21 protein-coding genes and 1 other RNA gene are annotated in these 26,446 nt (G+C 41.6%); 6 read left to right on the top strand and 16 right to left on the bottom strand.

What is annotated here, in order from left to right:
- Window positions 1-6: 6 nt before the first annotated feature.
- Window positions 7-831 (bottom strand): sulfurtransferase, encoded by an 825-nt coding sequence (locus CSV60_RS04085; RefSeq protein ID WP_099636047.1) that lies wholly within the window; start codon window positions 829-831, stop codon window positions 7-9.
- Window positions 828-4,421, bottom strand: coding sequence for a dynamin family protein (locus CSV60_RS04080; RefSeq protein WP_099636046.1), 3,594 nt, complete (start codon window positions 4,419-4,421; stop codon window positions 828-830). The genes CSV60_RS04085 and CSV60_RS04080 overlap by 4 nt, the downstream gene beginning before the upstream one ends.
- Before the next feature lie 234 nt (window positions 4,422-4,655).
- Between CSV60_RS04080 and CSV60_RS04075 the strand changes: the two genes are divergently transcribed.
- A complete protein-coding gene (locus CSV60_RS04075) occupies window positions 4,656-5,114 on the top strand; it encodes a chemotaxis protein CheX (RefSeq protein WP_099636045.1) in 459 nt (152 codons plus the stop codon).
- A 59-nt stretch (window positions 5,115-5,173) separates the two neighbouring features.
- Here CSV60_RS04075 and CSV60_RS04070 read toward each other — a convergent pair whose 3' ends face one another.
- The 3 genes from CSV60_RS04070 to rnpB form a co-directional block, all read right to left on the bottom strand.
- Window positions 5,174-7,075: an ATP-dependent DNA helicase gene (locus CSV60_RS04070; protein WP_099636044.1), complete on the bottom strand. Its 1,902-nt coding sequence runs from the start codon at window positions 7,073-7,075 to the stop codon at window positions 5,174-5,176.
- A gap of 62 nt (window positions 7,076-7,137) precedes the next feature.
- Window positions 7,138-8,265: a THUMP domain-containing class I SAM-dependent RNA methyltransferase gene (locus tag CSV60_RS04065; RefSeq protein ID WP_099636043.1), complete on the bottom strand. Its 1,128-nt coding sequence runs from the start codon at window positions 8,263-8,265 to the stop codon at window positions 7,138-7,140.
- 141 nt (window positions 8,266-8,406) lie between these two features.
- An RNA gene (rnpB, locus tag CSV60_RS04060) (RNase P RNA component class B) lies at window positions 8,407-8,782 on the bottom strand.
- Between the two features lie 389 nt (window positions 8,783-9,171).
- Here rnpB and CSV60_RS04055 point away from each other — a divergent pair.
- On the top strand, window positions 9,172-11,436 hold the full coding sequence (locus CSV60_RS04055; RefSeq protein WP_099636042.1) for an ATP-binding cassette domain-containing protein: 2,265 nt from the start codon (window positions 9,172-9,174) through the stop codon (window positions 11,434-11,436).
- A 38-nt stretch (window positions 11,437-11,474) separates the two neighbouring features.
- A complete protein-coding gene (locus tag CSV60_RS04050) occupies window positions 11,475-12,149 on the top strand; it encodes a DNA-3-methyladenine glycosylase family protein (RefSeq protein ID WP_158233148.1) in 675 nt (224 codons plus the stop codon).
- Between the two features lie 57 nt (window positions 12,150-12,206).
- Here CSV60_RS04050 and gpsB read toward each other — a convergent pair whose 3' ends face one another.
- The 3 genes from gpsB to CSV60_RS04035 all read right to left on the bottom strand — a co-directional run bounded on the left by gpsB (window position 12,207) and on the right by CSV60_RS04035 (window position 14,362).
- Window positions 12,207-12,506, bottom strand: a complete 300-nt coding sequence (gene gpsB / locus CSV60_RS04045; RefSeq protein WP_099631597.1) for a cell division regulator GpsB — start codon at window positions 12,504-12,506, stop codon at window positions 12,207-12,209.
- Between the two features lie 77 nt (window positions 12,507-12,583).
- Entirely contained in the window at window positions 12,584-13,858 is a 1,275-nt protein-coding gene (locus tag CSV60_RS04040; RefSeq protein WP_099636040.1) for a ribonuclease H-like domain-containing protein, read from the bottom strand.
- Between the two features lie 282 nt (window positions 13,859-14,140).
- Window positions 14,141-14,362, bottom strand: a complete 222-nt coding sequence (locus CSV60_RS04035; protein ID WP_099636039.1) for a transcriptional regulator — start codon at window positions 14,360-14,362, stop codon at window positions 14,141-14,143.
- Window positions 14,363-14,489: 127 nt separating this feature from the next.
- Here CSV60_RS04035 and CSV60_RS04030 point away from each other — a divergent pair, with 127 nt between their 5' ends.
- The gene (locus CSV60_RS04030) at window positions 14,490-14,936 is read left to right on the top strand and encodes a DUF4385 domain-containing protein (RefSeq protein ID WP_099636038.1); all 447 of its coding nucleotides are present in this window, start codon (window positions 14,490-14,492) and stop codon (window positions 14,934-14,936) included.
- Between the two features lie 122 nt (window positions 14,937-15,058).
- Here the strand turns inward: CSV60_RS04030 and CSV60_RS04025 are convergent, their stop codons facing one another.
- The 5 genes from CSV60_RS04025 to CSV60_RS04005 form a co-directional block, all read right to left on the bottom strand.
- Complete coding sequence (locus CSV60_RS04025; RefSeq protein WP_099636037.1) at window positions 15,059-15,421, bottom strand: DUF488 domain-containing protein; 363 nt, start codon at window positions 15,419-15,421, stop codon at window positions 15,059-15,061.
- 220 nt (window positions 15,422-15,641) lie between these two features.
- Complete coding sequence (locus tag CSV60_RS04020) at window positions 15,642-15,995, bottom strand: hypothetical protein (protein ID WP_099636036.1); 354 nt, start codon at window positions 15,993-15,995, stop codon at window positions 15,642-15,644.
- A 144-nt stretch (window positions 15,996-16,139) separates the two neighbouring features.
- Window positions 16,140-18,335: a 5'-nucleotidase C-terminal domain-containing protein gene (locus CSV60_RS04015; protein ID WP_099636035.1), complete on the bottom strand. Its 2,196-nt coding sequence runs from the start codon at window positions 18,333-18,335 to the stop codon at window positions 16,140-16,142.
- A gap of 172 nt (window positions 18,336-18,507) precedes the next feature.
- On the bottom strand, window positions 18,508-20,772 hold the full coding sequence (locus tag CSV60_RS04010) for a DEAD/DEAH box helicase (RefSeq protein WP_099636034.1): 2,265 nt from the start codon (window positions 20,770-20,772) through the stop codon (window positions 18,508-18,510).
- The gene (locus CSV60_RS04005; protein ID WP_099636033.1) at window positions 20,765-21,142 is read right to left on the bottom strand and encodes a YppE family protein; all 378 of its coding nucleotides are present in this window, start codon (window positions 21,140-21,142) and stop codon (window positions 20,765-20,767) included. Before CSV60_RS04005 ends, CSV60_RS04010 begins: the two co-directional genes overlap by 8 nt.
- A gap of 198 nt (window positions 21,143-21,340) precedes the next feature.
- Here CSV60_RS04005 and recU point away from each other — a divergent pair, with 198 nt between their 5' ends.
- Window positions 21,341-21,952, top strand: coding sequence for a Holliday junction resolvase RecU (gene recU, locus CSV60_RS04000; RefSeq protein WP_099631589.1), 612 nt, complete (start codon window positions 21,341-21,343; stop codon window positions 21,950-21,952).
- Between the two features lie 24 nt (window positions 21,953-21,976).
- Window positions 21,977-24,700, top strand: a complete 2,724-nt coding sequence (locus tag CSV60_RS03995) for a transglycosylase domain-containing protein (protein ID WP_099636032.1) — start codon at window positions 21,977-21,979, stop codon at window positions 24,698-24,700.
- A gap of 44 nt (window positions 24,701-24,744) precedes the next feature.
- Here the strand turns inward: CSV60_RS03995 and CSV60_RS03990 are convergent, their stop codons facing one another.
- The 3 genes from CSV60_RS03990 to CSV60_RS03980 are packed head-to-tail and all read right to left on the bottom strand — an operon-like array spanning window position 24,745 to window position 26,441.
- Window positions 24,745-25,080 (bottom strand): YpoC family protein, encoded by a 336-nt coding sequence (locus CSV60_RS03990; RefSeq protein WP_099636031.1) that lies wholly within the window; start codon window positions 25,078-25,080, stop codon window positions 24,745-24,747.
- Window positions 25,077-25,724, bottom strand: coding sequence for an endonuclease III (nth, locus tag CSV60_RS03985; RefSeq protein WP_099636030.1), 648 nt, complete (start codon window positions 25,722-25,724; stop codon window positions 25,077-25,079). Before nth ends, CSV60_RS03990 begins: the two co-directional genes overlap by 4 nt.
- Before the next feature lie 9 nt (window positions 25,725-25,733).
- The gene (locus CSV60_RS03980) at window positions 25,734-26,441 is read right to left on the bottom strand and encodes a DnaD domain-containing protein (RefSeq protein ID WP_099636029.1); all 708 of its coding nucleotides are present in this window, start codon (window positions 26,439-26,441) and stop codon (window positions 25,734-25,736) included.
- Window positions 26,442-26,446: the final 5 nt, after the last annotated feature.

Here is a 26,446-nt window from a genome sequence, read left to right as displayed (position 1 = left end):
CTTGTTTCAACCCCTTATTGCGGTTTCAATCGGTGCGTCATCTTTGGAAATCCAGTCACTGAAACTACCGACATATAGTTTTACATTTGGATAGTCCAGTTCTGTAAGTGCTGCGAATAAAGGGGAAGCCGTTACACCGCTACCGCAGTAGACGATGACATCGTCTTCAGGCGTGACAATCTGTTGTAATTGCTCTTTTGCGTGCTGCACATCATATTGTCCGTCTCGCTTCAATCGTTCCCAATCGAAATTTCGCGCTGTCGGTATATGGCCTGCTTTATGGTAGAGCGGTTCTTTTTCCCCACGGTAGCGAACTTCAGAGCGTGCGTCGACAAGTTGAGACGGTCGATTACCCGCCACAACTTCTTCGACTTCACTTCTGCTAGCGTATAGGTGCTCTTGCCAATCTGGTTTCACCGTCGACCGTACAGGCGTAGCAGGATCAGATGTCACGTCTACTATCTTGCGTAATTCTGTATAACTTTCTGTTACGACATATACATTCGTGAAACCTCCATACTGCAACATCCACCAAGCTCGTGTTGCGAATGGACCGCCACCCTCATCATAGATCAAAATCGTATCTGTACGTTCCAGTCCACTTTTACGGAACAGTTCAGTCAGTTGTTCAGCAGAAGGCAATGGATGACGTCCACCTTCTACAGAAGTCCCGGATAAGTCTTCTTCTAAATCCCAATGAATCGCGCCTTTTACGTGTTCTTTTTGATAATCAAGTTTTCCCCGCTTTTCATCTTGCAATGAAAAGCGCGCATCGATCCATTTTGCGTGACTTGTCTCCATATCGTGAACAGATACAAACACTTGTGTCATTGAACCAACTCCTCTTGACGGATTTGTTCATAGATTTTCTGCCATTGTTCCAGTTGCTCCGAACCATCAAGCAACGTACGCTCTGATTCAATTTGTACAAGACTTTCCTGCAATAAATGAACGCGTAATGCTTCTGCTTCGTCTTCAATCCATAAGTCTGCCCACTTTTCAATACGTTCTTTCTGATCGCCAAGATAGCTGGATGCATCTTTTTTCAATATTTCCTCCAGCTTCACTTTCAAGATATCCCGATCGCCACGTTCAAAGAACGACTTTTGATTTTTGAACGATTTATTCACTGCGCTGTACACCATTGGATCTTCATATGGTGTTTCAAACGACAACATATCTTTATCATTCGGCTCGTATGGCGAAGGCACGATTGACTGGTCCATATCGGCTAGTGAACGAACTTCCATACGCTGACGTTCCAGCAATTGTTTCTTCATGTATTGAAGAATACGCAAATTCGTTACTTTCAATTCCTGTGTCAAGTCAAAGCCTACCATATTGACTGTTTCCGCCAATGCGATTTTCAAGGCTTTATCCGATGAATTTTTCGCGAAAGTGGATGGACTATACCCCTCTTTGAAGAAATCACCGAAACGTAAGAATACACGTTGTAAAATATAGTAGACGAGTTCACTCAATTCATCTTGAGTGGATTTCACTAAGATCTTCCTTGCACTCTTTTCAAAACGTTCTTTTATTGCTAATTCAGCAGTCGCAAGCTCTTCCAGTCTTTCTGCTTTACGTGAACGGTTTTGGATGGTTCTGTTGATCAATGAAGCTAGACGATCGATCGTTTTCGTTGTTTCTTCTTCCAGTGCCTGTACGACTTGCGCACGCAAATCATGCTCGAGGAATGAATAAAACTTCTCTTCAAAATCGACCATCAATGGATTCGGTTGTTGTGTTAATTTGCCTTCTAGTGCCTCGAGACTTGAAATGCCATGTACCCGTGGATTACGAATTCCAAATTTCTGCAATTCATTGGCAACGAAGCCTTTTACTTCTTCGCTTTCTTCTTCATTTGATGCAAGATCAATCGCGTTGACGATGAAGAACATTTTATCGAGTTCGAATGCGTCTTTCACACGGCCCAGCTGGATAAGGAATTCACGATCAGCACGTGCGAATGCATGGTTGTAGTACGTTACGAATAGAATCGCATCGGCATTGCGAATATATTCAAACGCTACGTCGGTATGGCGCGCGTTGATGGAATCCGCTCCCGGTGTATCCACCAATGTGATACCGTGGCGAGTCAATGGACAGTCATAGAAGAAATCGATGGAATCGACGAAACAGCTACGTTCTTCTTGTGCAACGAATTTCGTAAATTCTTCACGCTCTACTGTCAACGTCGTCCCTAGTGCAGGCGTATAAAGAGGGTATCCTCTTTGGAATGCGCTGATGAACGACTTATGGATGTGCAAGTTCTCATCTTCAAGTGGTTGCTTCATAGCAATATCTGTTTTATTGAAGGCATCTTCCAGCGAAGAAATCGTGATACCGAGTGCACCGAACGACAATGCTACGTCTTCTGTCATCGTTGCTTCATCCTTCAAGTGGATATCCGCAGTATTATGCAAGTGGGTTTCACTTACTGGACGAATTCGGTTGATCGCAGCCGTTGTAGGGTTCGGTGAAACGGGTAACACTTTTTCACCAATCAACGCGTTAGAGAATGAAGATTTCCCTGCACTGAATGCCCCAAACAATGCAACTGTGAATTCCTGTCCTTTTAGGCGGTCTGCTTTCGTCATCAAATACGATGCCGTTTCTGCAAATCCAGGAATCGTCTCGACCGATTCGGCGATATGCCGTGCATGTATGATCGCTTTTTCTGAATCGACCATTTGACGTTCTTCTTCCACTACTTCTTCTACTTCTTCAACAGTCGTTTCTTGCTCTTCTACTTTTGCTACATAATCAATTGTTTCGATTTTTTTAGGCTGTTCCCACTCCGTAACCAGTTGATCGCGGCCCATACGTGTAGGCGCAGACGGATTGGCGATTTCTTTATCGACCCACTCCATACGCTCTTGCCACTTATTCATTTCTTTCAGTGCATCTACTTTCTCTTGCAGCACAGCAATCGTTTCAACGAGAGGTCCCGATTGCTCACCACCCGATTCTTTTGCGATGACGGACATCTCTTGTTTCCATTTATCCGTTTTACGTTTATACACTAAATGAATGGCACGCTTCATTTGCTCTGCATAATTCAAAATGGTTTCGCCAGTGATCACTTCTTGTACATGCAGTTGCTCATCCACTTTGTCAAACGGTAGTGTCAGATCCATATTATCAATCGCCAGTGAACGCTCATCGGTTAAGATTCCGGCTTGCTTCAATGAACTCTTCATCAATGCTTTCATATAAATTTCGATTTGTGTATGCGCCAGACCTGAAATGTTATCATCTAGCTTTTGACGACGTCTTTCGCGCTCTTCCGCTGTCTTCTTCGCACCAAATAGTAAACCTACTTTGAATTTTGGTGACTTGGCTTCCAAATGGTCTTTCAGTAATTCTCTCGTTTCAAACGGCGCCAGTCCTGCGTTCGACAATAATTCATTGCGTTCTTTCTCGAAATTCACATAGAATTCGTCACCCGAAACTAATTCCAGTCGTTTTTTCGCATCCTTCAAATCTTGATTTAACTCTTCAAACTGCCCCCACTCGGATTCGCTGAGGATTTCCGAATGATTCTCCTTCAAGTCATCCACTTGCTGTTGAAGATATTTCATATGCTCATCTTTTAATTTTAATAAAGATTGCTCGATATTTTGTTCGAAATTCTCTTCTCGGTGTTCGATCGAACCATCAACGATCGCTTTGACTTTTTCAAAATCATTATGTGGGTGATCCAGTTGTTTCAATGACGTGTAGAAAATCCCCTTTGGTTCTACCCCCCATAACTTGAACGAATCTTCGACGGACTTTTTGAACTCATCGAATGATAATTCACTGTCGCGATGCTTATCGATCTGATTAATAATTAAATAAACGTTGCTATTATAGCGCATTAATTCTTTTGTGAACCGGAAGTTCATTTCAGATTGTACATGGTTGTAATCCATCGTATAGAAGACAAGATCCGCTAAGTGCAATGAAGACTCCGTCGATAGTCTATGTGCATCATCTGTCGAGTCTACGCCTGGTGTATCCATTACCGTAATTCCTTCCGGTAATTTGGATTCTGTATGGCCGATTTCAACCAATGAAACTTCCGCCCCGTCCTTACTGTACGCTTTCACACCTTCAGAGAACCCATGGCCGCTGAATTTCACAGCACTTCCATCCACACGATGGATAATAGCATAATCTTCATCCGCCTTATGTACCTTCACAATATTCGCACTTGTCGGAATAGGGCTTGACGGTAAGAGATCGTCTCCTGTTAATGCATTAATTGTCGAAGACTTTCCTGCCGAAAAGTGTCCAGCAAAAGCAATCGTATATTCTTTATCGATTATTTTATTAGCAAGTAATGTCGTCTTTGCTTTGCGTTCATCATCTTCATTGTTGGAAAAAATTTGTCCATATGTAGCAGATTGCTGTAAAAATTCATTGTTTGTAGACATAATCGTCGTCCTTTCAATTTTAACTCATCCCATCATACCATTAATGCGTGAAAAAATAGATAGTTACTTTATAAGTATTACTTTTTAAATAGAAGAACCAGTATACAGCTAATCTTGAAGAAATCGAATGAATAGTGAGGATGTGGCTACTTTCATAAAATTTGTCTAGTCTTTTAGATACTCCTAGTGATATGATTGCACTACCAAACTATTCGTGAAAGGGTGTTTCTTTAGATGGATACAGCAACAAATGTACAAAAAGTTTTAAATGCAACGATTGCTTCTCTCACTACTGTAGTTCCATTAAAATTCCACGTACTATCCCCTGCCCTTATACAACAGCCGTACGAACAACGCGAAATCAGTGTGTTGATCGGTCTAATTGGAGATATTAAAGGTCGTTTAATTGTAGAGCCTACGCATTCCATTATTAGTGGAATTGGCCTCGCCATGTTCGGTATGCAGATCGAAGGGGAAATGGCTGAGTCATTTACTGGAGAACTCGGGAATATGATTGCAGGAAATCTATGTACAGTATTGGAAAAAGCGGATCTGACGCTAGATATTTCGCCTCCTACTGTCATGACAGGTCAAACAAAGTTTTATGGCTTCAAGCAAGCATTTAAAATTCCCGTACAATTTGAAGATGGCCAAATGTTAAATTTATTGCTCACCATTGACGAAGAACGATAACTGGAAAAAGGCGTGCAGATATCGAAACTCCGACATCTGCACGCTCTTTTCTATACTGTTTACGAAAATGGTACAGGCAACACACGTTCAATAACTGGCAGTAATTCTATATTCTCTGGCTTTACAAATAAATGAATCGAACCGTAATCATCGCTTGTTCGAATCAAGCGGCCAATTCCCTGTCGTAAACGCAATAACATAAATGGTAGATCTACTTCGTCAAACGGATCTTCCGCAAATTCCCTTCTTGCTTGGAATAGTGGATCATGCGGTGGGAACGGCAAGTCAAAGATGATGACCCGAGTCAACGCTTCATTCGGCAAATCCAGACCTTCCCACAAATGATAGGAGAAAAAGACATTCACTTTACGTTGTTGGAAATCTTTCACCAATGATGACAGTGAACGCTCCCCTTCGTACGTCACCATAACGCTTTGTTCGAGTGGTAATTGATCGTAGGCCTCCATCATCGATTGCTTGGAACCGAACAATACCAATGTTTGTTCCTCTTCTTCAAGTAGTTCGGAGAGACGTGTAATTTTCTCATTGGTATTCCCTTGTTCCAAATGAATTTTCATGACATTTTCATAGTCGAATGGTGATGCGATAGAAAATGATTGATAATCTACAATTCCTAAACTGTATGCTAAGTAATCAAATGATTTCTCAACTGATAAAGTAGCCGAAGAGAAGATAATCGGCATCGTTCCCGTAAATAACTTTTCTTTCAAGATGGATGTTACAAGTCTTGGCATAATTAGCAGTGTGCTTTCTTCACGACGATTTTCAAGCCAATCTACTGCGTCGTTGTCACCGGAAAAGAGCTCCATCGAATAAATGTACTGTTCCAAATACTCTTCGACAATTTTCAAGTCGTATTCAGGGATCACATATAACTCGCCTTCAAAAACAAATTCTTCCAGAAGTTCATGAGATAATGCAACCGCTGTTTTCGCATACTTCATCATTTCTTCGTTCTTATCAATTGTCAGGCGCTCATTGTCATTTTGAATGGCATTACTTTTTAGCTGTTTGAAAAATAATTCATGCGTCTCGAGCAATTGCTCCATCAATTGCAAAGTTTTCTCTCGGATGCCATCCACCATAATCCGTTCAAGCAAGTTGATAATCGTTTGCTCTTGCACTTCATATGTCAATGCACGCTGAGCGGAATACTCCAGTAAATGTCCTTCATCAAAGACGACCATCGAAACTTCCGGTAATAAAGGCAGTTGCCCTTGTCTAGCACGTGATTCTTTTGTCCACAAATGCTCCATATAGAAGTCATGTGAGCAAATGATCAAGTCTGCAGCTTCACGATAATGATTACGATGAATCGTTTGCCCACAACGATTGCGAATATCACAAGCCGCACATTGCATAATCGGGTGGTAATTAATCATTTCCCACTCTTCATCAGCCAAATATGGATAATCTGAACGCTCACCATATGGATAGACCGACTGCAATGAACGTTCCGCATGCACGAATTCTGGCAACTGATCTTCCACTAAATCGACAAAATCTTCGTTCGTCTTCATGCTAGTGTCTTCTAGACGTTTGAGACAAATATACTGATTACGTGCTTTCGCTAAACGAACGTCTACTGTCATATTGAGTGCGGTACTCAACTTCTGAATATCGCCTTCTTCTTTGATCAATTGATCGATCAATGTTTCATCTGCACAGGAAATCACCGCTGGCTTACCTGTATAACGCGCATACGCAATAGCCGGTAATAAGTACGCAATTGTTTTCCCCGTACCCACTCCCGCTTCCGCAAGCAAGACGTTTTTTTCTTTCAGTGCTTTTTCTATTTGAAATGCCATATAAATTTGCTCATCACGACATTCGAAACCTTTTTCCGTTAAATCATCATATAACGTATCTCCGAGCCAATCGTTGAGAGATTCATAAAACGTTTGCCCTTTATCCAACTCAAATGGAATTTTTGTATTCATACTGACTCCTCCTGAATGCAAGCGAAAGGAAGAGGGATCTACTCCTCTTCCTGCCCGTCTAATTATGAACGCTGTCCCCAAAACTGATATAAATCAGTACGGATGAAGCCGTTAAATAGTTTACGTTTTTTTGTTGCACGTTTGCCATACATCGTTTCATAGTTTTCCAGTGAAGATAAAATATATACTGACCATGACGGATACTGTTTCATAATCTCACCAAGTACTTGCGCAATATCTTCTGCTTCTTCCACTTCACCAAGTCGTTCACCATATGGCGGATTGGCGATCAAGACGCCATTTTCTCCTTCGAGCCTCAAATCACGCACATCTCGCTGTTCGAATGAAATCAAATCTGTAAATCCTGCTTCCATAGCATTACGCTGTGCTATAGAAATAATATTGTGATCAACATCAAACCCACGAATATCGAGCTCTAAATCATACTTCGCCACGTCTTCTACTTCTTCGCGAACACGATCCCACACATCCGCTTTCATCCAAGGCCATTCTTCACTTAAGAAGGAACGGTTATAACCCGGCGCCAAATTTTGTCCAATCATGGCCGCTTCGATAGCAATCGTACCAGAACCACAGAATGGATCTACGAATGGACGATTCGGGCTCCACTTAGAAAGTTTAACGAGTGCAGCTGCCATCGTTTCCTTTAGTGGTGCATCCCCTTGAGCCATACGATAGCCGCGTTTATGCAAGCCTTGGCCACTTGAGTCTATTGTCAAAGTTACGTGGTCTTTCAATATAGAAACTTCTAATTTAAAAAGCGGTCCCGATTCACTTAAGAATCCACTTCGTTTATACGCATTATTCAATCGTTCGACAATCGCTTTTTTCACAATCGCCTGACAGTCAGGTACACTGAATAATTTTGACTTGACCGATTTACCTGAAACAGGGAACGCCGCATCTACCGGCAAGAACTCTTCCCACGGCAAAGCTTTCGTCCGTTCGAATAACTCATCAAATGTAAAGGCTTTGAATTCGCCCACAATAATTCGTACACGATCACCTACACGTAACCACATATTCGTTCTCGCAATGGCTTCTTCGTCACCCGTAAAATAGACTTTTCCGTTCTCTGTTTGGCATGCATAGCCAAGATCTTTTATTTCAGACGCGACGATGGATTCAAGTCCCATCGCAGCAGTTGCTACTAATTTGTACTCACTCATGTTACAACACTCCATTCTTTGTTTCTGGTCAATATGTCCTTTCTGTCAGTTGAAAGGTATATGTATTTGTTCGCTTCTATAAAAAGAAAAACTCTCCCAAAACTGTAGGAGAGCTAATTGTAAGATAAATGCCATAGAGTATTCTGTAAGCCATGTTTTGTTCTTCGGTACTCAAACGGCTCGCGCCTCGTACGTGAAGTGGTAATCATCTATCTACAGACAATTGCCTGTTCCTTCCTCCATTGAATTCTTTCGGAAGAACGCCCCTACCATAATTTGGGTTTCTCACTCGTGGGGTTTACCCGTTCCACTCGACATGTTTCCATGCCGACTACGTCACTGTGGCACTTTCAGAGAATCTAGTCCATATCCGAAGACTTAGGAGTTATTCCCGCCATCAATGCAGATGCATTGCCCCGGCTTATTTTTTCACCGAGCACGAACACTACGGTCATCTCAGATCCGTGTGAGCATGGACTTTCCTCTACAACCGAAGTTGCAGCGATTACCTGAATACTCTCTATGGCACTCCTGAGTATACACCAAATCCGTTCGTTATACAATGAATTCGTTTGGAATGAGGTAGATTAAATAGTTTGCGTGATGTGGAGAAAGAATTAGTGTAGATCTATTGCGTATTGGGCGGTTGGATACAGACAATGAGCGGGGACGGCAGAGCTATGAGCGGATTCCGACTGGCACAAAGCGGGTACTGCGTGACTTTGAGCGAATTGGATGAGCTATGATCGCTTCAACGAATGAATGAGCGCAGACGAGTTCGCATACAGAAATTATTTATTTTTTCCAACTACCAACGACAAAAAAATGATTGTATGGTGTAACTTCCTTAAAACAGGGAAATCATCTAGCAAGACTAGTATGTAAGGTTTGAAGGAGGCTATGATGATGAAGCAAGTCAGAGATGAGATGGTTTTACGGGGACTTCGAGAAAATAATTTGAAAAATATAGATGTAAACTTGGCAAAGGAAAAAATCACGGTATTTACCGGCTTATCAGGATCAGGAAAGAGTTCCGTTGTATTTGACACAATAGCCGCGGAAAGTAGACGGCAGATGACGTTGAATTACCCGCTGTACGTCCGAAACCAAATGCCTCGTTATGAAAGGCCGCGTGCAGATTTAATGCATCATTTAAGCCCGGTTATTGTGGTGGAGCAAAAGCCTATTGGAGGGAATACACGCTCCACTGTCGGGACGTACATGGATATTCATCCATTAATCCGTCTACTGTTCTCCCGCATCGGTACACCCGCGATCGGTTCTGCTACCGATTTCTCGAGTCAAAGTTCATTTGGCAAATGTCCAGAGTGTAATGGATTCGGTGAAGTCGTGTACCCTGATTTACATAAACTGATCGATCTGGACCAGTCACTGCGAGAATACGCAGTAAAGTTTAAGCCACTGTCCCCTTCTGGTTGGCAAGGAAGGTGGATGATGACAGGCGGATTATTCGATCCCGATCTGCCAATTAAAGATTACCCGAAAGATCAGTATAATTTATTGATTTATGGACCTCCTGAAGGTGAAAGAGTGTTTGCACCATTCCATACGAAAGATGGTCCACATGATCATGAGTGGGATGGTTTATTACCTAGATTTGTACGTCTATATATTAATCGAGATATAACGAAACTTAAACAAACTTCGCAAGAGGATGTACTGGCAGTATCCACCCATACATTATGCCCTACTTGTGATGGCTCAGGATTAAATCCAGAAGTATTGAAGTGTAAAATTAACGGTTGTAATATTGCGGAATACGATAAATTGGAACTGACAGAGCTTCTACTAGAACTGAAAAACATACATGATCCCTTAGGTGAGTCCATTGCGCAACAGGCGATCCCGAATGTACAGCAATTGATAGACTTGGGACTCGGCTATTTAAGTCTTTCAAGAAAAATGGGAACTCTTTCTGGCGGTGAGGCACAACGAGTGAAAATTGCTCGGCATTTAGGTAGCAGTTTAAACAATATTACGTATATATTCGATGAGCCAAGTGCGGGTCTTCATCCCGAAGAAGTAGATATGCTCATTCAAATGCTAAAAAGTATGAAAGCTAATCATAATACTGTCATCGTCATTGAACACGATCTATCCGTTATAAAAGTAGCGGATGAAATTGTGGAAATGGGACCGGGTGCGGGTGCTGCAGGTGGAGAAATTATCTATCAGGGAGAGCCTGACGGATTAAAAGGCACCTCTGCATTAACCAAACTCGATCACAAATTGGAAATCAATCAACAACCACGTCAGTCAAGCGATTATTTTTCCGTTACTAGGGCGAATACTAACAATCTACAAGATGTGTCGATTGATATCCCTAAAAACGTTCTCGTTTCCGTCTGCGGCGTTTCAGGTTCCGGTAAGAGTTCCCTACTATTTGAAGCGTTCTCGGCAAAATATCCCGATATCATTAAAGTGAGCCAAGGCCGTATCGGAATTTCTAGCCGTTCCACATTAGCTACCTATATGGGAATTATGGATGACATTCGGCAGATCCTTGCGAAAGAAACAGGTCAGCCAGCCGGTTTATTCAGCTTTAATTCGTTGGGGGCTTGCCCAGTATGTGATGGGAAAGGAGTCACTACTCCAGATGTGGCTTTTGCAGATCCCGTAACTGTTGTATGCGAATCATGTGGTGGATTACGTTATTCAGATGAGGCTCTCTCTTTTGTATACCGCGGGAAAAACATCGCAGAAATCCTGGCATTGACAGTAGAGGAAAGCATGGAATATTTTGTTATGCCGAAAATCATAAAAAGAATGGATATGCTGGATGAAGTCGGTTTACGTTATCTCACGTTAGGCCAAACGACGAGTTCATTAAGCGGTGGGGAAATTCAGCGACTCAAACTGGCGAGTCACTTACAAAACGAAGGGAAAATCTATTTGTTAGACGAACCTTCATTAGGACTGCATATGAGCGATAACGATAAGCTACTTGAATTGTTCCAAAAACTCGTACACAAAGGAAACTCGGTGATGATCATCGAACATAATCTAGACTTTATTGCAGCGAGTGATTGGATAATCGAGCTAGGTCCAGGCGGCGGCAAACGTGGCGGTACTATACTTTTTGAAGGAACACCGCAAGAAATGTTGTCTGCGGACACACTGACAGCGAAATGGCTCAGGGAAAGTGTCTGAATCTTTACCTTCTAACTTTAAAATAAGAGGTGAGTGACTTGGAAACACTTCATATTCGTACACAAGATACAGCAGTTCAATCACTTTGCGCTAAAGATTCTACACTTAAACAGTTGATTACACTCATTGGGGACATCGAAGTTCCGTTACGATCCGATTATTTGTCGTCCATTGTACGTTCCATCATCGGTCAGCAGATCTCAGTCAATGCTGCAAGTGCCATCTACGCACGTTTGCTCGATTTGCTTGGAGATCATATAACGGTTGACGGGTTGCTTGTTACTTCTACAGAAGATTTGCGGGAAGTTGGCTTGACTAGGAGAAAAGCGGAATATGTAAAAGATCTTGTGGACAAGATCGTGAATCATGAACTGGACCTCAAGAATATTGGAGCATATGATGATGACGCGATTCTAAAGCAATTAACCCATGTTAAAGGCATCGGTAAATGGACAGCTGAAATGTTTTTAATTTTATCACTCGGCCGACAAGACGTGCTCGCAATCGATGATGTAGGAATCCAGCGTTCTGCACAGTGGCTGTATGGCGTTGAAAAATCGGAGCGGCGTCAACTACTTATGGAGAAATCGTTACTTTTTGCACCCGAACGTTCGATTGCGTCCCATTATCTATGGGAAGCTATTCATCTTGGCTTTGTTCAGGATTTTGATTCAATAGAAGAATTAATCCAAGCGAGAAATGAACTTCACTAAACCAAAAAGAACCGCCACATTTTACTGTGGTGGTTCTTCTATTTCATATGGAGAGTTTTACTCTTCAGGCTGAACCAGTTTATCGCCAAATACTTCTCTTTCAAGATTCGCGATCCGCTGAATGATATCAATATTCGTCGTTTGGGGAGCCGGTGTGGCAGAGCGTCTTTGAGAAGAGTTGACTTCCGACTTCAATCTAGTGTTTTCTTCTTGTAGACGTGCAATTTCTTTTTTGAAAGTTTCATAGTCTTGAATGACATCATCCAAAAACCAGTCTACTTCTTCTTGCTTATAGCCTCGAATGGCTTGCTTAAATTCTTTCTCCAAAATCGTTTTCGTATCTAGCTTTAATTCCATGACAAAACGTCCTTCCGTCTGTGATTCCATAAGGTCATTATAGCATATGTTGTCATTCTTTGTCTTACTGAAAAAGACTATTGTTCTTCATGCGTCGCTTCTTGCGCTTGCCCAGGAAATAATTTTCTCTTTACTCGCATTTCCCGTTTTGCTAATGATTTCTTCATCCGATTGCTAAAACGCGATGTAAATTCATTGGATTGCTGCAATAGATTATCCGCACTTAGTATGTGCTCATATGCAAGCGAATAATCCTTTACTTGGTGCTCATATAATTTTGCCAGTTCCTCATAAGCAAGTACCTGTTCTCTGCCAGTTCCGTGCGTTGCAACGATTTCGAATGACTGAATCGCTCGATCGAATTCTTTATGGCGCTTGAGTAAAAAGCCTAGATGATAATGCGTCATAGGATAACTCGTCCCGTGCACTTCCGCAATTCGCTGAAGTTCTGTAAAACTATGATCTTTCAAACCAAGATCTTGGAACCATTTGGCGATATTCGTTGCGATTTGCGCATTTTGCTGACTATCTTCTTCCATGACGATATCGGTAGAAAGACTAAAGAGTGTCACAAGCGATAGGATATCCCATTCATTATGCCACATGACTTTCATTAAAATTTCTGCACGACCGTTTTTCACTGCATCTTGATAAATTATAGGCGCCATATGGCCTGGTATATCGTCTTTGCGATGAAAGCCTAGCTGTGTTCGCTCCACTTCGGTCAACTTGAATGACTCCATCTGCCCTTTCCAAATTCGGCGTGATCCATGTAACAAATCGATTTGATGTGGGACAGGCAGTGGCGGCAACAATTTTCGATGCAATGACCAACGCGTTTGTAGTTGAGGGAAATCAAAGCTTTTGCCGTTATATGTGACGAGTGTAAGACCTTCTCTCCATAATTCCGATGCATAAAGAAATGCTGCCTCATGATCTGGGTTCGGCAACACGTACTGTGTCATGACAAATTCATCAGATTTTAATTCTAGTAGTCCAATTAAAAAAATGACAGCTCCAGCGCCTTTTAACCCTGTTGTCTCTGTATCAAAAAATAGGAGCTTACCGGCATTCGGAGATAATGGGTGCATATATTCAGCTTCAGACCATTTCACCAATTTTTGCTTCACATCACCTAAACGAAAATCTCCGTGCATCGTATCGAGTGGATAATGAATAACACGTGTATAGACGACACCAAATTCATTTTCGATTTTCTCCATACCCGTCGTCAACCAGCGTTTTTCATAGCTTGGTGCTGGTGGCGCCTTGAATGTCTCTTCTATTTCCTGAACGACAGCCGTCTTCTTTAAGAGTGATTTCATCGCCATCAGTTTTTGCTCATATGACATGACGTTTCAACTCATCTATCTGTTCCTCTATTTGTTGGCTATCCATTATATGTTGAACTCCTTGTCTATAGTACCGAGTAAATTTCACTTTAGTTACATACTGGTCTATCATAACTTCACCTCAGAAATGATCGTAATGCTCTAAATTATACATGATATGTGTAGGTTTATATGTAATTTGATTTTCTGACGGTCCATGACATTGTATTCCCGTGAACGAAAAAAGCGATATATCCTAGAAAATCGGATAGATCACTTGAGTTCCTTCTATATTGAAGTCGATTAAATTGTAACCTTTTCTCTCACTCTTACGGGAGCGACTGCCAATACATGATCGATCAGGAAAGTTCGTTTGGAGTTCCGCAAAAAACAGTAGGCAGTAAACGTTTTACCGTGTATATTCAGTACACGTATTTTTCGTTTGCTAATGGAACCATCTTTAGCTTCATACATCACTTCGAGCATATCACCGTATCGTAAGGCCTTTTCTAATGAATTACGCACGTCTGTTCCCTCCCTTTTGTTTTAGTATAAGGAATGTATGTTCTGTTGTAAAGTAATTTACATAAATAATTCGCACGTTTTCTACCATTCTTTCAGGGGTAAAGTAAGGGAAAAAGGATGCGAGTATATGCCATTTGATTATGATTTAGATTACAGTTCGTTAGATTTACGCAAACAGCCTGAATTATATAGAGTAGGACGTGGTGAACAAGGCGTGTTAGTAGTTGAGCCTTATAAAAGTGAAATTTTACCTCATTGGCGCTTTAAAACACCTGAAATTGCAAAAGAGTCCGCCGATAAAATTTATGAGCTTTTTGAAGAGTATCGAAAGCAAGATGACTTCGTCGGAATGGATATGGCGCGTAAATTCATTCAAATGGGATATACACGTTCACGTCGTTATGCAAATCATAAAAGTGGACGGAAGTATCATGAGGATGGAACGGTAAGAGAACGCGATATAGATCCGATCAAAGCAAAGTCTGCACAAATTTTCAAAGAACGATGGGACGTTATTCGGGAAGATGAAAATTATATTAAGCGAAAAAAAGCACATCAGAAAGCATATGGGTAACCTACATGATAGGAATGCATAGTATTCCTTAAAAATAAGTGAAAGATCAATTGATGTATGGATAATCGCAGTTCAAGTGTGCATAATTTTGAACTGCGTTTTTTTGTATTCAACTATTCCACTTACTGATGATCCAAGATTTCTTTTAATACTACAGCTTGATTATTCTTTTCATCCTTCGCTCCAAACACTAACGTTATATTCTTTTTATGTTCTTTCGTCCAGTTTTTCAACTTCTCTAACTCTTCCTGCTGCGCTTCATTATTCTTCAATTCCTCTTTATATTTCTTTTTGAAATCATCAAACTTACCGGGATCATGATTAAACCATTGGCGGAGTTCTGTGCTCGGCCCTATCTCTTTCAACCATTCATTCACTTGCGCAGCTTGCTTGCTCATCCCACGTGGCCACACTCGATCGACTAGCACACGCAATCCATCTGCTTTCTCCGCATCATCATAAATTCGCTTTATCTGAACGACTATGTCGATCTCCTCCTAATCCGTTTTCTTCATTCTTCTACCCACTTCCATGAATGAACATGCATTTTAGAAGTGTACAAAAAATACAACGTCGAGATTCATCTCGACAATATCTTTATTCTTAAGTTATTTAAAATACATTGGTTATTGGCTTGCCCAGTTTGAATTAATCCATTTGACCATTTCAGGCAAATCCGTCGTTTCCATTTGTGTCATACTCGTTTCAACTTGAGACGTCGAACGACCCATTTTGGGTTTGGAAGATCGGTTTTGAATAATCGACACGATACCATTTCGTTCGGTCAATTTTCATTTTATTATACGAGGAATTGGAGATCAAATAGCCTTGTGATTCTAAACTGTAAATAGTACGCCGGATTTTATTGAGTGACCAAAATGGAATTTCTTCCTTCCAGTCATCATACGTTTTGTACACCCATTTATATCCATCCCGTTCATTTTTTGATATGAGCGAACGATAATGTAGATGCTGCAGTAAAAAGGCTTCATTAAACCCAATTTCCATAACTAAAGTAGTTTGTAATCTAAACGAAGGTTCATCTAATAATAAATACATAGTATTTCCTCCTAATGGAATCGATTGTAGGAGAAATCCTTTCTTCTCCTCACATACTATATAGAGGCATATTGCAAAAAAGGATACACCTATTCAAAAAAGAGTCGAAGCTTTTAAGCTCCAACTCTTTTACATTTGTCTAGATCACTTATTCAAATCAATAATTCGACCTTCAATTTCAGGTTTAACTGTTCCAAGCTTGATCATGTGATCTCGCAAGTTCACCCAGTCATCCAAACCTAGATCGGTCACACGGCCATTTTCGTATGCATCAGCAAGCACTTTAAAGCCGTCTCCGCCTCTTGCTGTAAAGGCATTTGTCGTAATAACATACTCTTTATCCATCTCTAGATCAACGTACTCGCCATTCATTTGTACTTGCATGGTCTGAATACGATTGCCAGCTTCTTTACTGCTATCAAATGTTATTTTCATGCCTGACATATGCAAGAAACCGCCCTCTTCGTTAGGTGCATTTCGCACACTATGCTCAAGCGTATGTTTAATTTCTTCACCCGTAAGCGTAACAAGGGATAAAGTATTACCGAATGGTAGAACTTCAATTACTGCTCCGACTGTGACTTGCCCTTTATTCAACTGGTTGCGGATTCCTCCTCCATTTTGCAGGGCTATGACCGTTTTCGGATTGTATTCTTTTGCTTTTTCTAGCATTCCGTCCGTTATTAAGTTACCGAGTGCTGTTTCATTCGCACGGACACTTTCTGTCGGATTCTCCCCTTCACGACTTCTTGGATTCGGTAGATCCACTTCTAATGTCGCGCCGATTTCTTTACCAAACGTTTCATCGATTGTACCCGAATACTTGAGAAGTGCTGTCGCTGCCTCCGCATCATTCGCTTTATCTTTTAAGCTGATTAATTTGCCAGCATGTCCTGTAATGACCCCTTTATCATCAAATTCTACGTCCAATGTTCCAAGATGCGTCAAATATTGATCCGCTTGAACTATGACTGTAGGATCTTTGCGTTCTCCATTGGCTTTTTTATCGACAATTACTGGGTCCGACAATTTCGTATGTGAATGCCCGCCAACAACAATATCGATGCCTTCAACTGCTTGCGCTATAAGCAAATCATTACCGACTGATGGATCACTATCGAACCCAAGATGATTTAGCGAAATAATTTTATTGACTCCTTGGCTCTCAAAGTAGGCTACGGCTTTTTCAGCCGACTCTTTATAATCCAAAAACTCTACTGCCCCTGGACTCGCGACAAACGCTGTACTTTCTGTAGTCAAACCGAAGATTCCAACCTTTTCACCATTCACTTCTTTGATCAAGCCTTTATGAATTTCTCCTAATGCCGGCGTGCTAGTAAATTCTGTTTTGCTTACTAGACTTTTCAAGTCGGGGTCTTTGGAGAAATCTATGTTCGCGCCGATTACAGGGAAATTAGCACCTTTTATAAAACTTGCCAGTGACTTGTGGCCATTCTTACTGTCGCCTAAATCAAATTCATGATTACCAAAAACCATTGCATCCAGCCCCATTAAATTCATCAGTTCTAGATCGGCTTGTCCTTCAAACTCTGAGAAATACAATGTTCCCGAGAAAACATCTCCTCCATGGAGGAGCAAAGCATCCGGTTTTTCATTTCGAACTTCTTTAATAGCGGTAATGGCTTTCGGCATTTCCGTAACACGTGCATGCGTATCATTCATATGCATCAATGATAAGGTGAAATCGTTTGGTCGTAGCTGATTGGCACGATGAATGAATGAAGAGAACGCGCCTCGTGTGACAGGCTCATTCGGTCTAAAATCACTCAGTTGATCCGTTAAACCAAGATTCGCAAGGATTTGCACACCTCTTTTATGTGACTCTCCTACATTCGATAAGTTGATGGCCACTTTCTTGCCTGTATCGTATTTCTCAAGATCCAATGCATTTACTAGTACATTTGCCATTTGTTGACGTGTTAGGGCAGCTGTCGGTTTGAAATACCCATTTGAGTCCCCTTTAAATACATTCGCGTTCGCTAGAGTCGCCATTTCTTTAGCGTAGAAACTGTCCGCTGAAATATCCTTAAACTGTTTTAATACATCCGCCACATTAGTTGGTTCTTCAAAGTCTCCGAGCTTTGACAAAATTAACGCCGCGTGACGACGCTCAATGGAATTCCCAGGCTTAAACTGATTTTCGGAATAGCCACGAATGATATGTTGGTCCGTCAATGCTTTAATCGCTTTATAATGCGTGTGATCCTTTGATACGTCGCTATACCATTGTTCTGCCGCACTGACAGATCCCCCCGCCACTACAATAGCGCTAGCGACTGCAAATGTAGCACCAAACCTATGAACTTTTCTTTTATTCATCTGTTTTCACCCTCCTCGTTTTAGTAGTCTGACAGTTATACATATTCATATTATCAGAATGTACTGCTAGTTAGATAGAGGGTCGATATTTTTTAGGATTTTCAAATGGTTCTACGTTGTTTTTTGTCTATAAAAAAAGAGTCAAAGCTATTCGCTTCGACTCTCTTTCTACTCACTTCGCCAACTCTGCTAGCAGGCTATGTGCTCGATGTTTGTTATTCTTTTGTCCTGCTTCTTGCGCTCCAATACAAACGGGACAGCCGTATTCACAACGGCATTCCGCCACATGATCCGCTGCCAGCATCAACAATTCTTTCCAACGACTATAAATATTTTCACTTAAACCAATTCCACCTGGGTAACTGTCGTAAATAAAGAATGTCGGCTGCTCCATGTGAATCGCCTTCACTTGTGGTACGACATGGATATCATTTCGATCACATTTGATGAATAATGGTACCAGTGATTGAATCGCATACGCTGCAGCTGTCATCGCGTCGGTCAAGTCGGATTTCTCCCAGTCTGCGGGAACATCAAATGTTAACCATGTACCTGACGTATGCATTTCTTCCGCAGGTAACGAGATAGGACCTGATCCAATATTGTCATGTGAATCGAATTTAATCTTCTTAAAGATTGTCGGAATGGCGAGTACTGCCAAGTCTCCGAATGCTAGCGTACGCTCCCCGTCCATCATCCGCTTGTCTTCACTGATGACTTTCAACTCCACAGCAAGGTTTGCATCAGTGAAATAATCGACATCGACGACTGTAACGTAAGCTTTCTTTTCTTCCCAATCCAGTTTTTCTACCTGATACTGCGTTCCTTGATGTAAATAAATCGCTTCTTCATGCAACAACGTCATGGCACTGAACCGATCCATCTCGCCAATGACTCGAGTCTCTTTTGGAAACGACTGGTCAATAATGATGACGTTTTCTTGTGATGCGGAACGTAAACTAATTTCTCCAGCGGGAAAACGGTCGGTCATCCAATGCCATTTATCCGATGTTTGTAACAAGACGCCTTCACTTTGCAAAAACGCCAATAATTCCTGTACTTCAAATTCACCATATGTCTCGGTAGAGCTAAATGGCAGTTCGAATGAAGCACATTTTAGATGATCCATTAGTATAAGCATATTGTCCGGATGAATATGGATTTCCTCCGGTTGCCGTCCAAGTAAGTATTGCGGATGTTGAATAATATATTGATCGAGCGGCATCGATTGCGCTACATAAATAATTAGCGCATCTTCCTGGCGTCTACCCGCACGACCCGCTTGTTGTAATGCACTGGCAATATTTCCCGGGTAACCTGTCATAATACACGCTTGCAATTGGCCGATATCAATACCGAGTTCCAAGGCATTTGTACTGACTACGGTGCGAATATCGCCATTTTTCAAACCACTTTCGATCGTTCTACGTTCTGATGGCAAATAACCGCCACGATAACCCATTACCGTCTTATCGAATAACTTTTTCTTGGTTAGTTCTTTCATATACGTCACGAGCATTTCTACGCGTACTCGACTTCGCGCAAAAATGATTGTCTGAATATGTTTTTGATAGAGAAATGCGCCGAGATCACGGACTTCAAGCACTGCACTTCTGCGTATGCCAAACACATCGTGGACAATTGGCGGGTTATAAAAAACGAAATGTTTTTTGCCGCGTGGTGCCCCGTTTTGATCAATCAGCACCATATCTTTATTCGTCAGATTATCTGCCAATTCTTTGGCATTTGAAATCGTTGCGGACGTACAAATAAAAATCGGATCACTGCCATAAAATCGGCAAATGCGCTGTAATCTTCTTAATACATGCGCCACGTGGCTACCGAATACACCTTTATACGTATGAAGTTCATCTACCACGATATATTTCAAGTTTTCGAACAATGAAATCCATTTTGTATGGTGTGGCAATATCGCTGAGTGAAGCATGTCCGGGTTCGTCAAAATAATATGTCCCGATTTTCTAACTTTGGTTCGCAAGCCAGGTGCTGTATCTCCGTCATAGGTGTGACTTAAAATCGTTTCGCCACTCGCTTCAATCAACTCATGCAAATCTGCTAGCTGATCTTGAGCCAATGCTTTAGTTGGGAATAAATACAGTGCCCGTGAAGATGGATCATCCAAAATCGACTGCAATACCGGCAAATGATAGCATAGTGATTTCCCGGAGGCAGTCGGAGTTATGGCGGTAATCGAGTGTCCTTCACGCACTTTGTCAAATGCTTGTCGCTGGTGACTGTATAACTGTGTGATCCCTTTCGTTGCTAACGCTTTACGAATCGACGAGTGTAACATAGGAGGAAACTCCGCTAAGATGGCCTCTTGCTCTTTAAGCGTTTCGATGTATGCAATATTCGGTCCGAAGCGTGAGTCAGCGAATAGCTCCTTAATTGTTTCCGGTATACTTTGTTTATTCATTCATCTGGTCCTCTCCTCGCTCCGCGTTCATTGCGTCCAAAACGGTTTGCAATGTATAGCGTGCTGCACGGATAGAAAGAATAAAACGCTTTTTTCCAGTCGCTTTATAGAAAGACTGTACGACGAATTGAGTCATCGAATCTCTCAACGAATCCACTTGCACTTCATGCACATACCGCGGCTTTTCTTTCTGTATCCACACCTTCATCTCTTCGGCCCACCGTGCAATGGCCTGGTGGCTACTATCAGCATACGGCTTCACTTCTTCAAAAAAATCCGGTTCATGATCCGTTTCTCTCATATGATAAAATCGCTGTTCGCATTCGTCACAAATAGTCAGCAATAACTTCGTGTCTTCCATCTTGCTCATTTATATAAAACTCCTTTAGAATTCATTATAAAACATACTTTTTTTCATTTTATCAGATATTCCGCCACAGCTCCACTTTCTACGAACAAACATTCCAAGCTGTCACCAATTCGACTACTTTCAATTCGATGGAAACTTTCTTTTTGGTAACTCGTCTAATAGTCGGTATGATATGATGTAGAGTACGAGGTGGTCACATTGGCGATACGTTATCCAAACGGAAAAAAGTTCAATCCTTCTGTGTCTTCTGCGAAAAAGAAAACCTATGACTACTCCTTCAGTAATCGGGGTAAATCATTAGAAGACGAACTGAACGACACAAATGAATACTATCTGGCCCATGGTCTAGCCGTCATCCATAAAAAGCCGGTCCCCATACAAATCGTCAATGTCCGTTATCCTGCAAGAAGCGCGGCAGTGATCACAGAAGCGTATTTCCGTACACCTTCGACAACTGACTATAATGGTGTTTGGAATGGATTGTATGTGGATTTTGAAGCAAAGGAAACGAAAAATAAAACTTCATTGCCACTGCAAAACATTCATTTGCATCAAGTGCAGCATATGAAGCAAGTAATCGACCAATCCGGACTTGCTTTTTTTATTGTCAATTTTACATTGTTGGATCGATATTTCTTATTGCCATTCGAGGAATTTTATCCTTTGTGGCAACGCATGGAGGATGGTGGAAGAAAATCTATTACATTATCTGAAATAGAGGAACGATCTATCGAAATCAACACCGGTTTTCATCCGCGGCTCGATTACATACAAGCCGTGGCGGATTGGATCAAGCGCAAGAAAGATTAATGAAAGCGAAAGGCAGGAAATATTATGAGTGATAATATAAACTCGAGAACGGCAAGAAGACAGAAACAAGTGACGGAGCAACCAAAGCGGCCGCAGAAAAAGCTTCCAGATCAATTATGGAAGAAAATCCTCCTAGGTATTGCAGCACTTTTCCTTCTAGTGCTAGTTGGTGGGGCTTCATTATTTGCTTATTATGCAAGTACAGCACCCGAATTAGATGAAGAACTGTTGAAAGACCCCCTCACCTCTAACTTCTTGACAAAAGACGGCGATGTGTTCATGAAGTTCGGTGCAGAGAAACGGGAATTCGTACCGTACGATGAAATCCCTGAAAAACTGAAAGATGCCATTCTAGCTACGGAAGACATTCGTTTCTTCAAGCATGGTGGGATCGATTTTTATCGTCTTGGAGGAGCTGTAGTCGCGAACTTCCGTAGTGGATTTGGATCACAAGGTGCTTCGACATTGACACAGCAAGTCATCAAAAACTCGTTTCTGAAGAACGAAAAAACATTGAAGCGTAAAGCACAGGAAGCTTGGCTTGCCCACAAACTAGAAAAAGAATATACAAAAGAAGAAATCTTCGAGATGTACTTCAATAAAGTTCTCATGTCAGGTACACGCTACGGCATCGGTACAGGCGCAAATTACTTCTACGGAAAAAAAGTAGGCGAACTGGACTTACCTGAAATGGCCATGTTAGCCGGGATGCCACAATCTCCAAACGGCTATAATCCATTTAAACATCCGGAACGTGCAGAAAAGCGCCGAAATATAGTCCTAACACTTATGGAGCGTCACGGCAAAATTACGACGGCTGAAATGAATGAAGCGAAAAAAGTACCTGTCACTTCCACTCTATTGGCAGAAGAAGATCGTGAAGTGTTCGGTAAATACCCAGCTTATGTAGATGTGGTACTGGATGAAATCGAGGCAGCTGGACTTACTGATCTTTTATCCGAAGGTATCACCGTACAAACTGCTTTAGATCCAAAAGTACAAGAAACAGTAGAAGCTGCTATCAATAATTCAAGCTATTATGAATCAGATGAAATGCAAGCCGGCATGACCGTGCTGGATACGAAAACAAGTGCCATTGTAGCTATTGGCGGCGGACGGAATTATTCGGGGCGCAACTTGAATTTTGCTGAAGTCAAACGTGCACCAGGTTCTAGTATTAAGCCGATTTTATCGTATGGTCCAGCAATTGAAGAACTCGATTGGTCTACAGGTCAAAAGGTAGTGGATGAACCTTACAGCTATAAAGGTTCAGGCGTAGCTATCGGTAACGCTGATGGTAAATTCCTTGGTACATTGACTATGCGGCAGGCATTGTACTGGTCGAGAAACATACCCGCTGTCCAGACATTTGAAAAAGTAGGACCAAAGAAAGCAGAAGCCTTTGCTAATAAACTTGGGTTTACGTATAAAAGTATAGATTCCTCCAATGCACTTGGTGGCGGAGATGAATTCTCTACAGTTCAAATGGCAGGCGCATATGCCGCTTTCGGTAATGGCGGGATTTACACCAAACCCCATACTGTAAATAAGCTTATATTGCGTGACGGTAAGACAGAAAAGAATTTACGACCTGACCCCGTAACCGCAATGAAAGATTCTACTGCTTATATGATTACGGATGTATTGCGTGATGTCTTAACCGAATATGGAGCAACTGGAACTCGAGCTAACATCGGTAATATGGATATTGCCGGAAAAACAGGTACAACAAATTATTCTGCTGAAAAAATGAAAAAAGATAATATGGAAAGTCACTATGTACCCGACACGTGGTTCACGGGCTATACAACGGAGTACACCATTTCTACATGGGGCGGTTATGGCGATTTCTCACCGATTAAAACCTATGATCACGGACGTTACGTACCGCAGAATCTATTTAGAGATGTCATGAGCAGTATCGCAAAAGACCCGGGTACGTTCGTTCAACCGGACTCAGTCGAAGAAGCCGCAATCGTCAAAGGCAGCGACCCTATTATGCTTGCTAGTTCATTCATCTCTCGTAATCTCATCAGTAATGAATTATTTGTCAGAGGAACATTACCAAAAAAAGCATCGGTTCCTGAAAAGATTTCCATTCCAAGTCCCGATGGATTAACTGCACAATTCGATGCGAATTCCAATACGATTCAATTACAATGGAATTATGATGTACCGAATAAATACAGCAGTCTCGGAAGTCCTACATTCAACGTCAGTGTTTCTATTGATGGTGGTGGAGCACAAAGTATCACGACGACTTCCGATAAACAAACCACTTACTCTGGTGTGGAATACGGTAAAAACTACACATTCCATGTCAGTGCCACTATGGGCGGTTATACGAGCGGTTCGGCTACGGCTTCCCTTTCAATAAAAGGCGCTGATGAACCGGTTATTGAAGATGAACCTATCGTTGAGCCTGATGACAATCATGATGATCAAAACAATACTGAAGATGATCCATCAGACAACGACTCAGGTAACGACAACGATTCCAATAATGAAAATCCGAATCAATCGGATCCAGATAGCTCGAACAATCAAGGTGGCAATAACTCACCTAACGATCAGAATAACCTAGACCAAAATACAGATCAAAATCAAGGGCAAGGGCAAGGTCAGTCCAACCAAGGACAAGGAAACCAAGGAAACCCAAGCAATCAGGGCAATCCAGGACAAGGGCAAGGGCAAGGACAAAAACCTAACGATGCGGGCGATACGTCATCCGATGCCTCCGCCAATTAAAAAAGAGCGATTCCACACTTCACATGTGGAATCGCTCTTTTTATTTATTGTTGAACGCGTAATCGCGCTGCTTTCTTTTTCATCTCATCATATAGCATAGTCAATTGAATTAATGCATAATGGCTGCTTTTTTGAAGTTTGATGAACTCGATTCGATCCTCGTAATTATTTGGCGCAAGTGCGTGATGCATTTTACCTGTATGAGGATTCTCCAATTGTTCACTTTGCCCAATTAACCATTCCAACTGATCGATTGCCGGCTGTATGAACTCCAATTTACGTGAATCATTTATGGCATATGCCTTTTCTAATTCCAGCTTTTGCTGTTGCCATATTTCGAGTCTTTGTTGCACGTTTTCCTTTAATTGTTCGTATGTCATTTCGCTTTCATCCTTTTTCGTCCTTCGCGGCATAAATCCAATAATGGACATTCTGGACAGTTGGGATTTTGCGCTTTGCAATGATAGCGACCAAAGAAAATCACTTGATGATGGGTCTGTGTCCATAGTTCCATCGGTGTCCAACGCATGATTTTTTCTTCTACATCAATCGGTCGATCTTTCCAGCGATTCATACCTAGCCTCTTCGCTACACGTTCAACATGTGTATCGACAGCTAATGCCGGCACACCGAACGCATTCGACACGACGACATTAGCTGTTTTCCTACCTACACCTGGTAACGTCATCATGATATCTCGGTTTGGAGGTACTTCCCCACCGAACTCTTCTATTAACCGGAGGCTAAGCGCTTGGATATTCTTTGATTTATTACGGAATAAACCAATCGAACGTATATCTTGCTGTAATTCCTCAATAGGTACAGCAAGATAATCTTCTGGTGTCTTATATTTTTTAAATAATTCTGCCGTCACTCGATTGACTAATACGTCCGTACATTGTGCAGATAAAAGTGTCGCAATCAACAATTCAAAAGCGTTCTTATGAACGAGTTCACAATGCGCTTCAGGAAACATCTCTTCAAACGTTCGCAGGCATGTATGCCACTCTGTTTTTGTCAGCACCGTTATCACCTACTCCCGTTCTTCGAGCCAATTGTAAAAAGGCACATCTTTAATCGCAGTTTGCACTTGCGGTGTTGTGGCTACTGTTGTTGGACGAAATGCTTTAGTCTGCTTTTCTACATCGCGCATCGTTTTCACATTTTTCTTTTTCCATTCAAATAAAATTCGGTCGATATAGCGTAAACTCATTTTTTGTGCAAGGACCGCTTCCCTTAATGCCGCACGAATGATTTCCGTTGAATGACCATCTTTGTCAATCCACATACCGATTGTTTCAAATTCCATAGGGGATAGGAAGCGACCGAATTCCTGCTCGAAAAGCGAGAAGATTTCTCCCTCTTCCTGCTTGATCACTTCTTCTTCTGTTTTCATCGATTGTTTTTCGACTTCTTCTATTAATCGTTTCCATAGAGGATAAAATGAAAATTTTTCATGCAATACTTTATTTTCATCGGTACTTTGCTCAATAGAAAACAATCCTTTTTGCATCATACGCTGCAGACAATTCGTTACTTCTTTTTCTTGCAGTTGCATACGATTCGCGATATCGGTAGGAGTTGGGAAATAGTTCCCCACTCCTTGAAATGCAATCAAATGCAGTAATACCATGGCATCACTATCCGAAATCAACAATTGTTTATAATGTTGAAAAAAGAGCTGGGAAATAGAAACATTTCCCTGCTCCATCCAAATTTTCAGCCGTTCATCTTGTTGCATAGTTG

Source organism: Sporosarcina sp. P7 (assembly GCF_002743425.1).
Taxonomy (GTDB): domain Bacteria; phylum Bacillota; class Bacilli; order Bacillales_A; family Planococcaceae; genus Sporosarcina.
Note: the sequence above shows the minus strand (reverse complement) of the source record. Positions and strands in the feature narration are given on the sequence as shown.

Bases quoted from the DNA above. Each gene is read 5' to 3' on its own strand.
- CSV60_RS04065 (WP_099636043.1), bottom strand. From the start codon at position 8,265: ATGAGTGAGTACAAATTAGTAGCAACTGCTGCGATGGGACTTGAATCC.
- CSV60_RS03995 (WP_099636032.1), top strand. From the start codon at position 21,977: ATGAGTGATAATATAAACTCGAGAACGGCAAGAAGACAGAAACAAGTG.
- CSV60_RS03990 (WP_099636031.1), bottom strand. From the start codon at position 25,080: ATGACATACGAACAATTAAAGGAAAACGTGCAACAAAGACTCGAAATA.
- CSV60_RS04075 (WP_099636045.1), top strand. From the start codon at position 4,656: ATGGATACAGCAACAAATGTACAAAAAGTTTTAAATGCAACGATTGCT.
- CSV60_RS04080 (WP_099636046.1), bottom strand. From the start codon at position 4,421: ATGTCTACAAACAATGAATTTTTACAGCAATCTGCTACATATGGACAA.
- gpsB (WP_099631597.1), bottom strand. From the start codon at position 12,506: ATGGAATTAAAGCTAGATACGAAAACGATTTTGGAGAAAGAATTTAAG.
- CSV60_RS04055 (WP_099636042.1), top strand. From the start codon at position 9,172: ATGAAGCAAGTCAGAGATGAGATGGTTTTACGGGGACTTCGAGAAAAT.
- CSV60_RS04015 (WP_099636035.1), bottom strand. From the start codon at position 18,335: ATGAATAAAAGAAAAGTTCATAGGTTTGGTGCTACATTTGCAGTCGCT.
- CSV60_RS04070 (WP_099636044.1), bottom strand. From the start codon at position 7,075: ATGAATACAAAAATTCCATTTGAGTTGGATAAAGGGCAAACGTTTTAT.
- CSV60_RS03980 (WP_099636029.1), bottom strand. From the start codon at position 26,441: ATGCAACAAGATGAACGGCTGAAAATTTGGATGGAGCAGGGAAATGTT.
- CSV60_RS04020 (WP_099636036.1), bottom strand. From the start codon at position 15,995: ATGTATTTATTATTAGATGAACCTTCGTTTAGATTACAAACTACTTTA.
- CSV60_RS04010 (WP_099636034.1), bottom strand. From the start codon at position 20,772: ATGAATAAACAAAGTATACCGGAAACAATTAAGGAGCTATTCGCTGAC.
- CSV60_RS04030 (WP_099636038.1), top strand. From the start codon at position 14,490: ATGCCATTTGATTATGATTTAGATTACAGTTCGTTAGATTTACGCAAA.
- CSV60_RS04005 (WP_099636033.1), bottom strand. From the start codon at position 21,142: ATGAGCAAGATGGAAGACACGAAGTTATTGCTGACTATTTGTGACGAA.
- CSV60_RS04085 (WP_099636047.1), bottom strand. From the start codon at position 831: ATGACACAAGTGTTTGTATCTGTTCACGATATGGAGACAAGTCACGCA.
- CSV60_RS04040 (WP_099636040.1), bottom strand. From the start codon at position 13,858: ATGTCATATGAGCAAAAACTGATGGCGATGAAATCACTCTTAAAGAAG.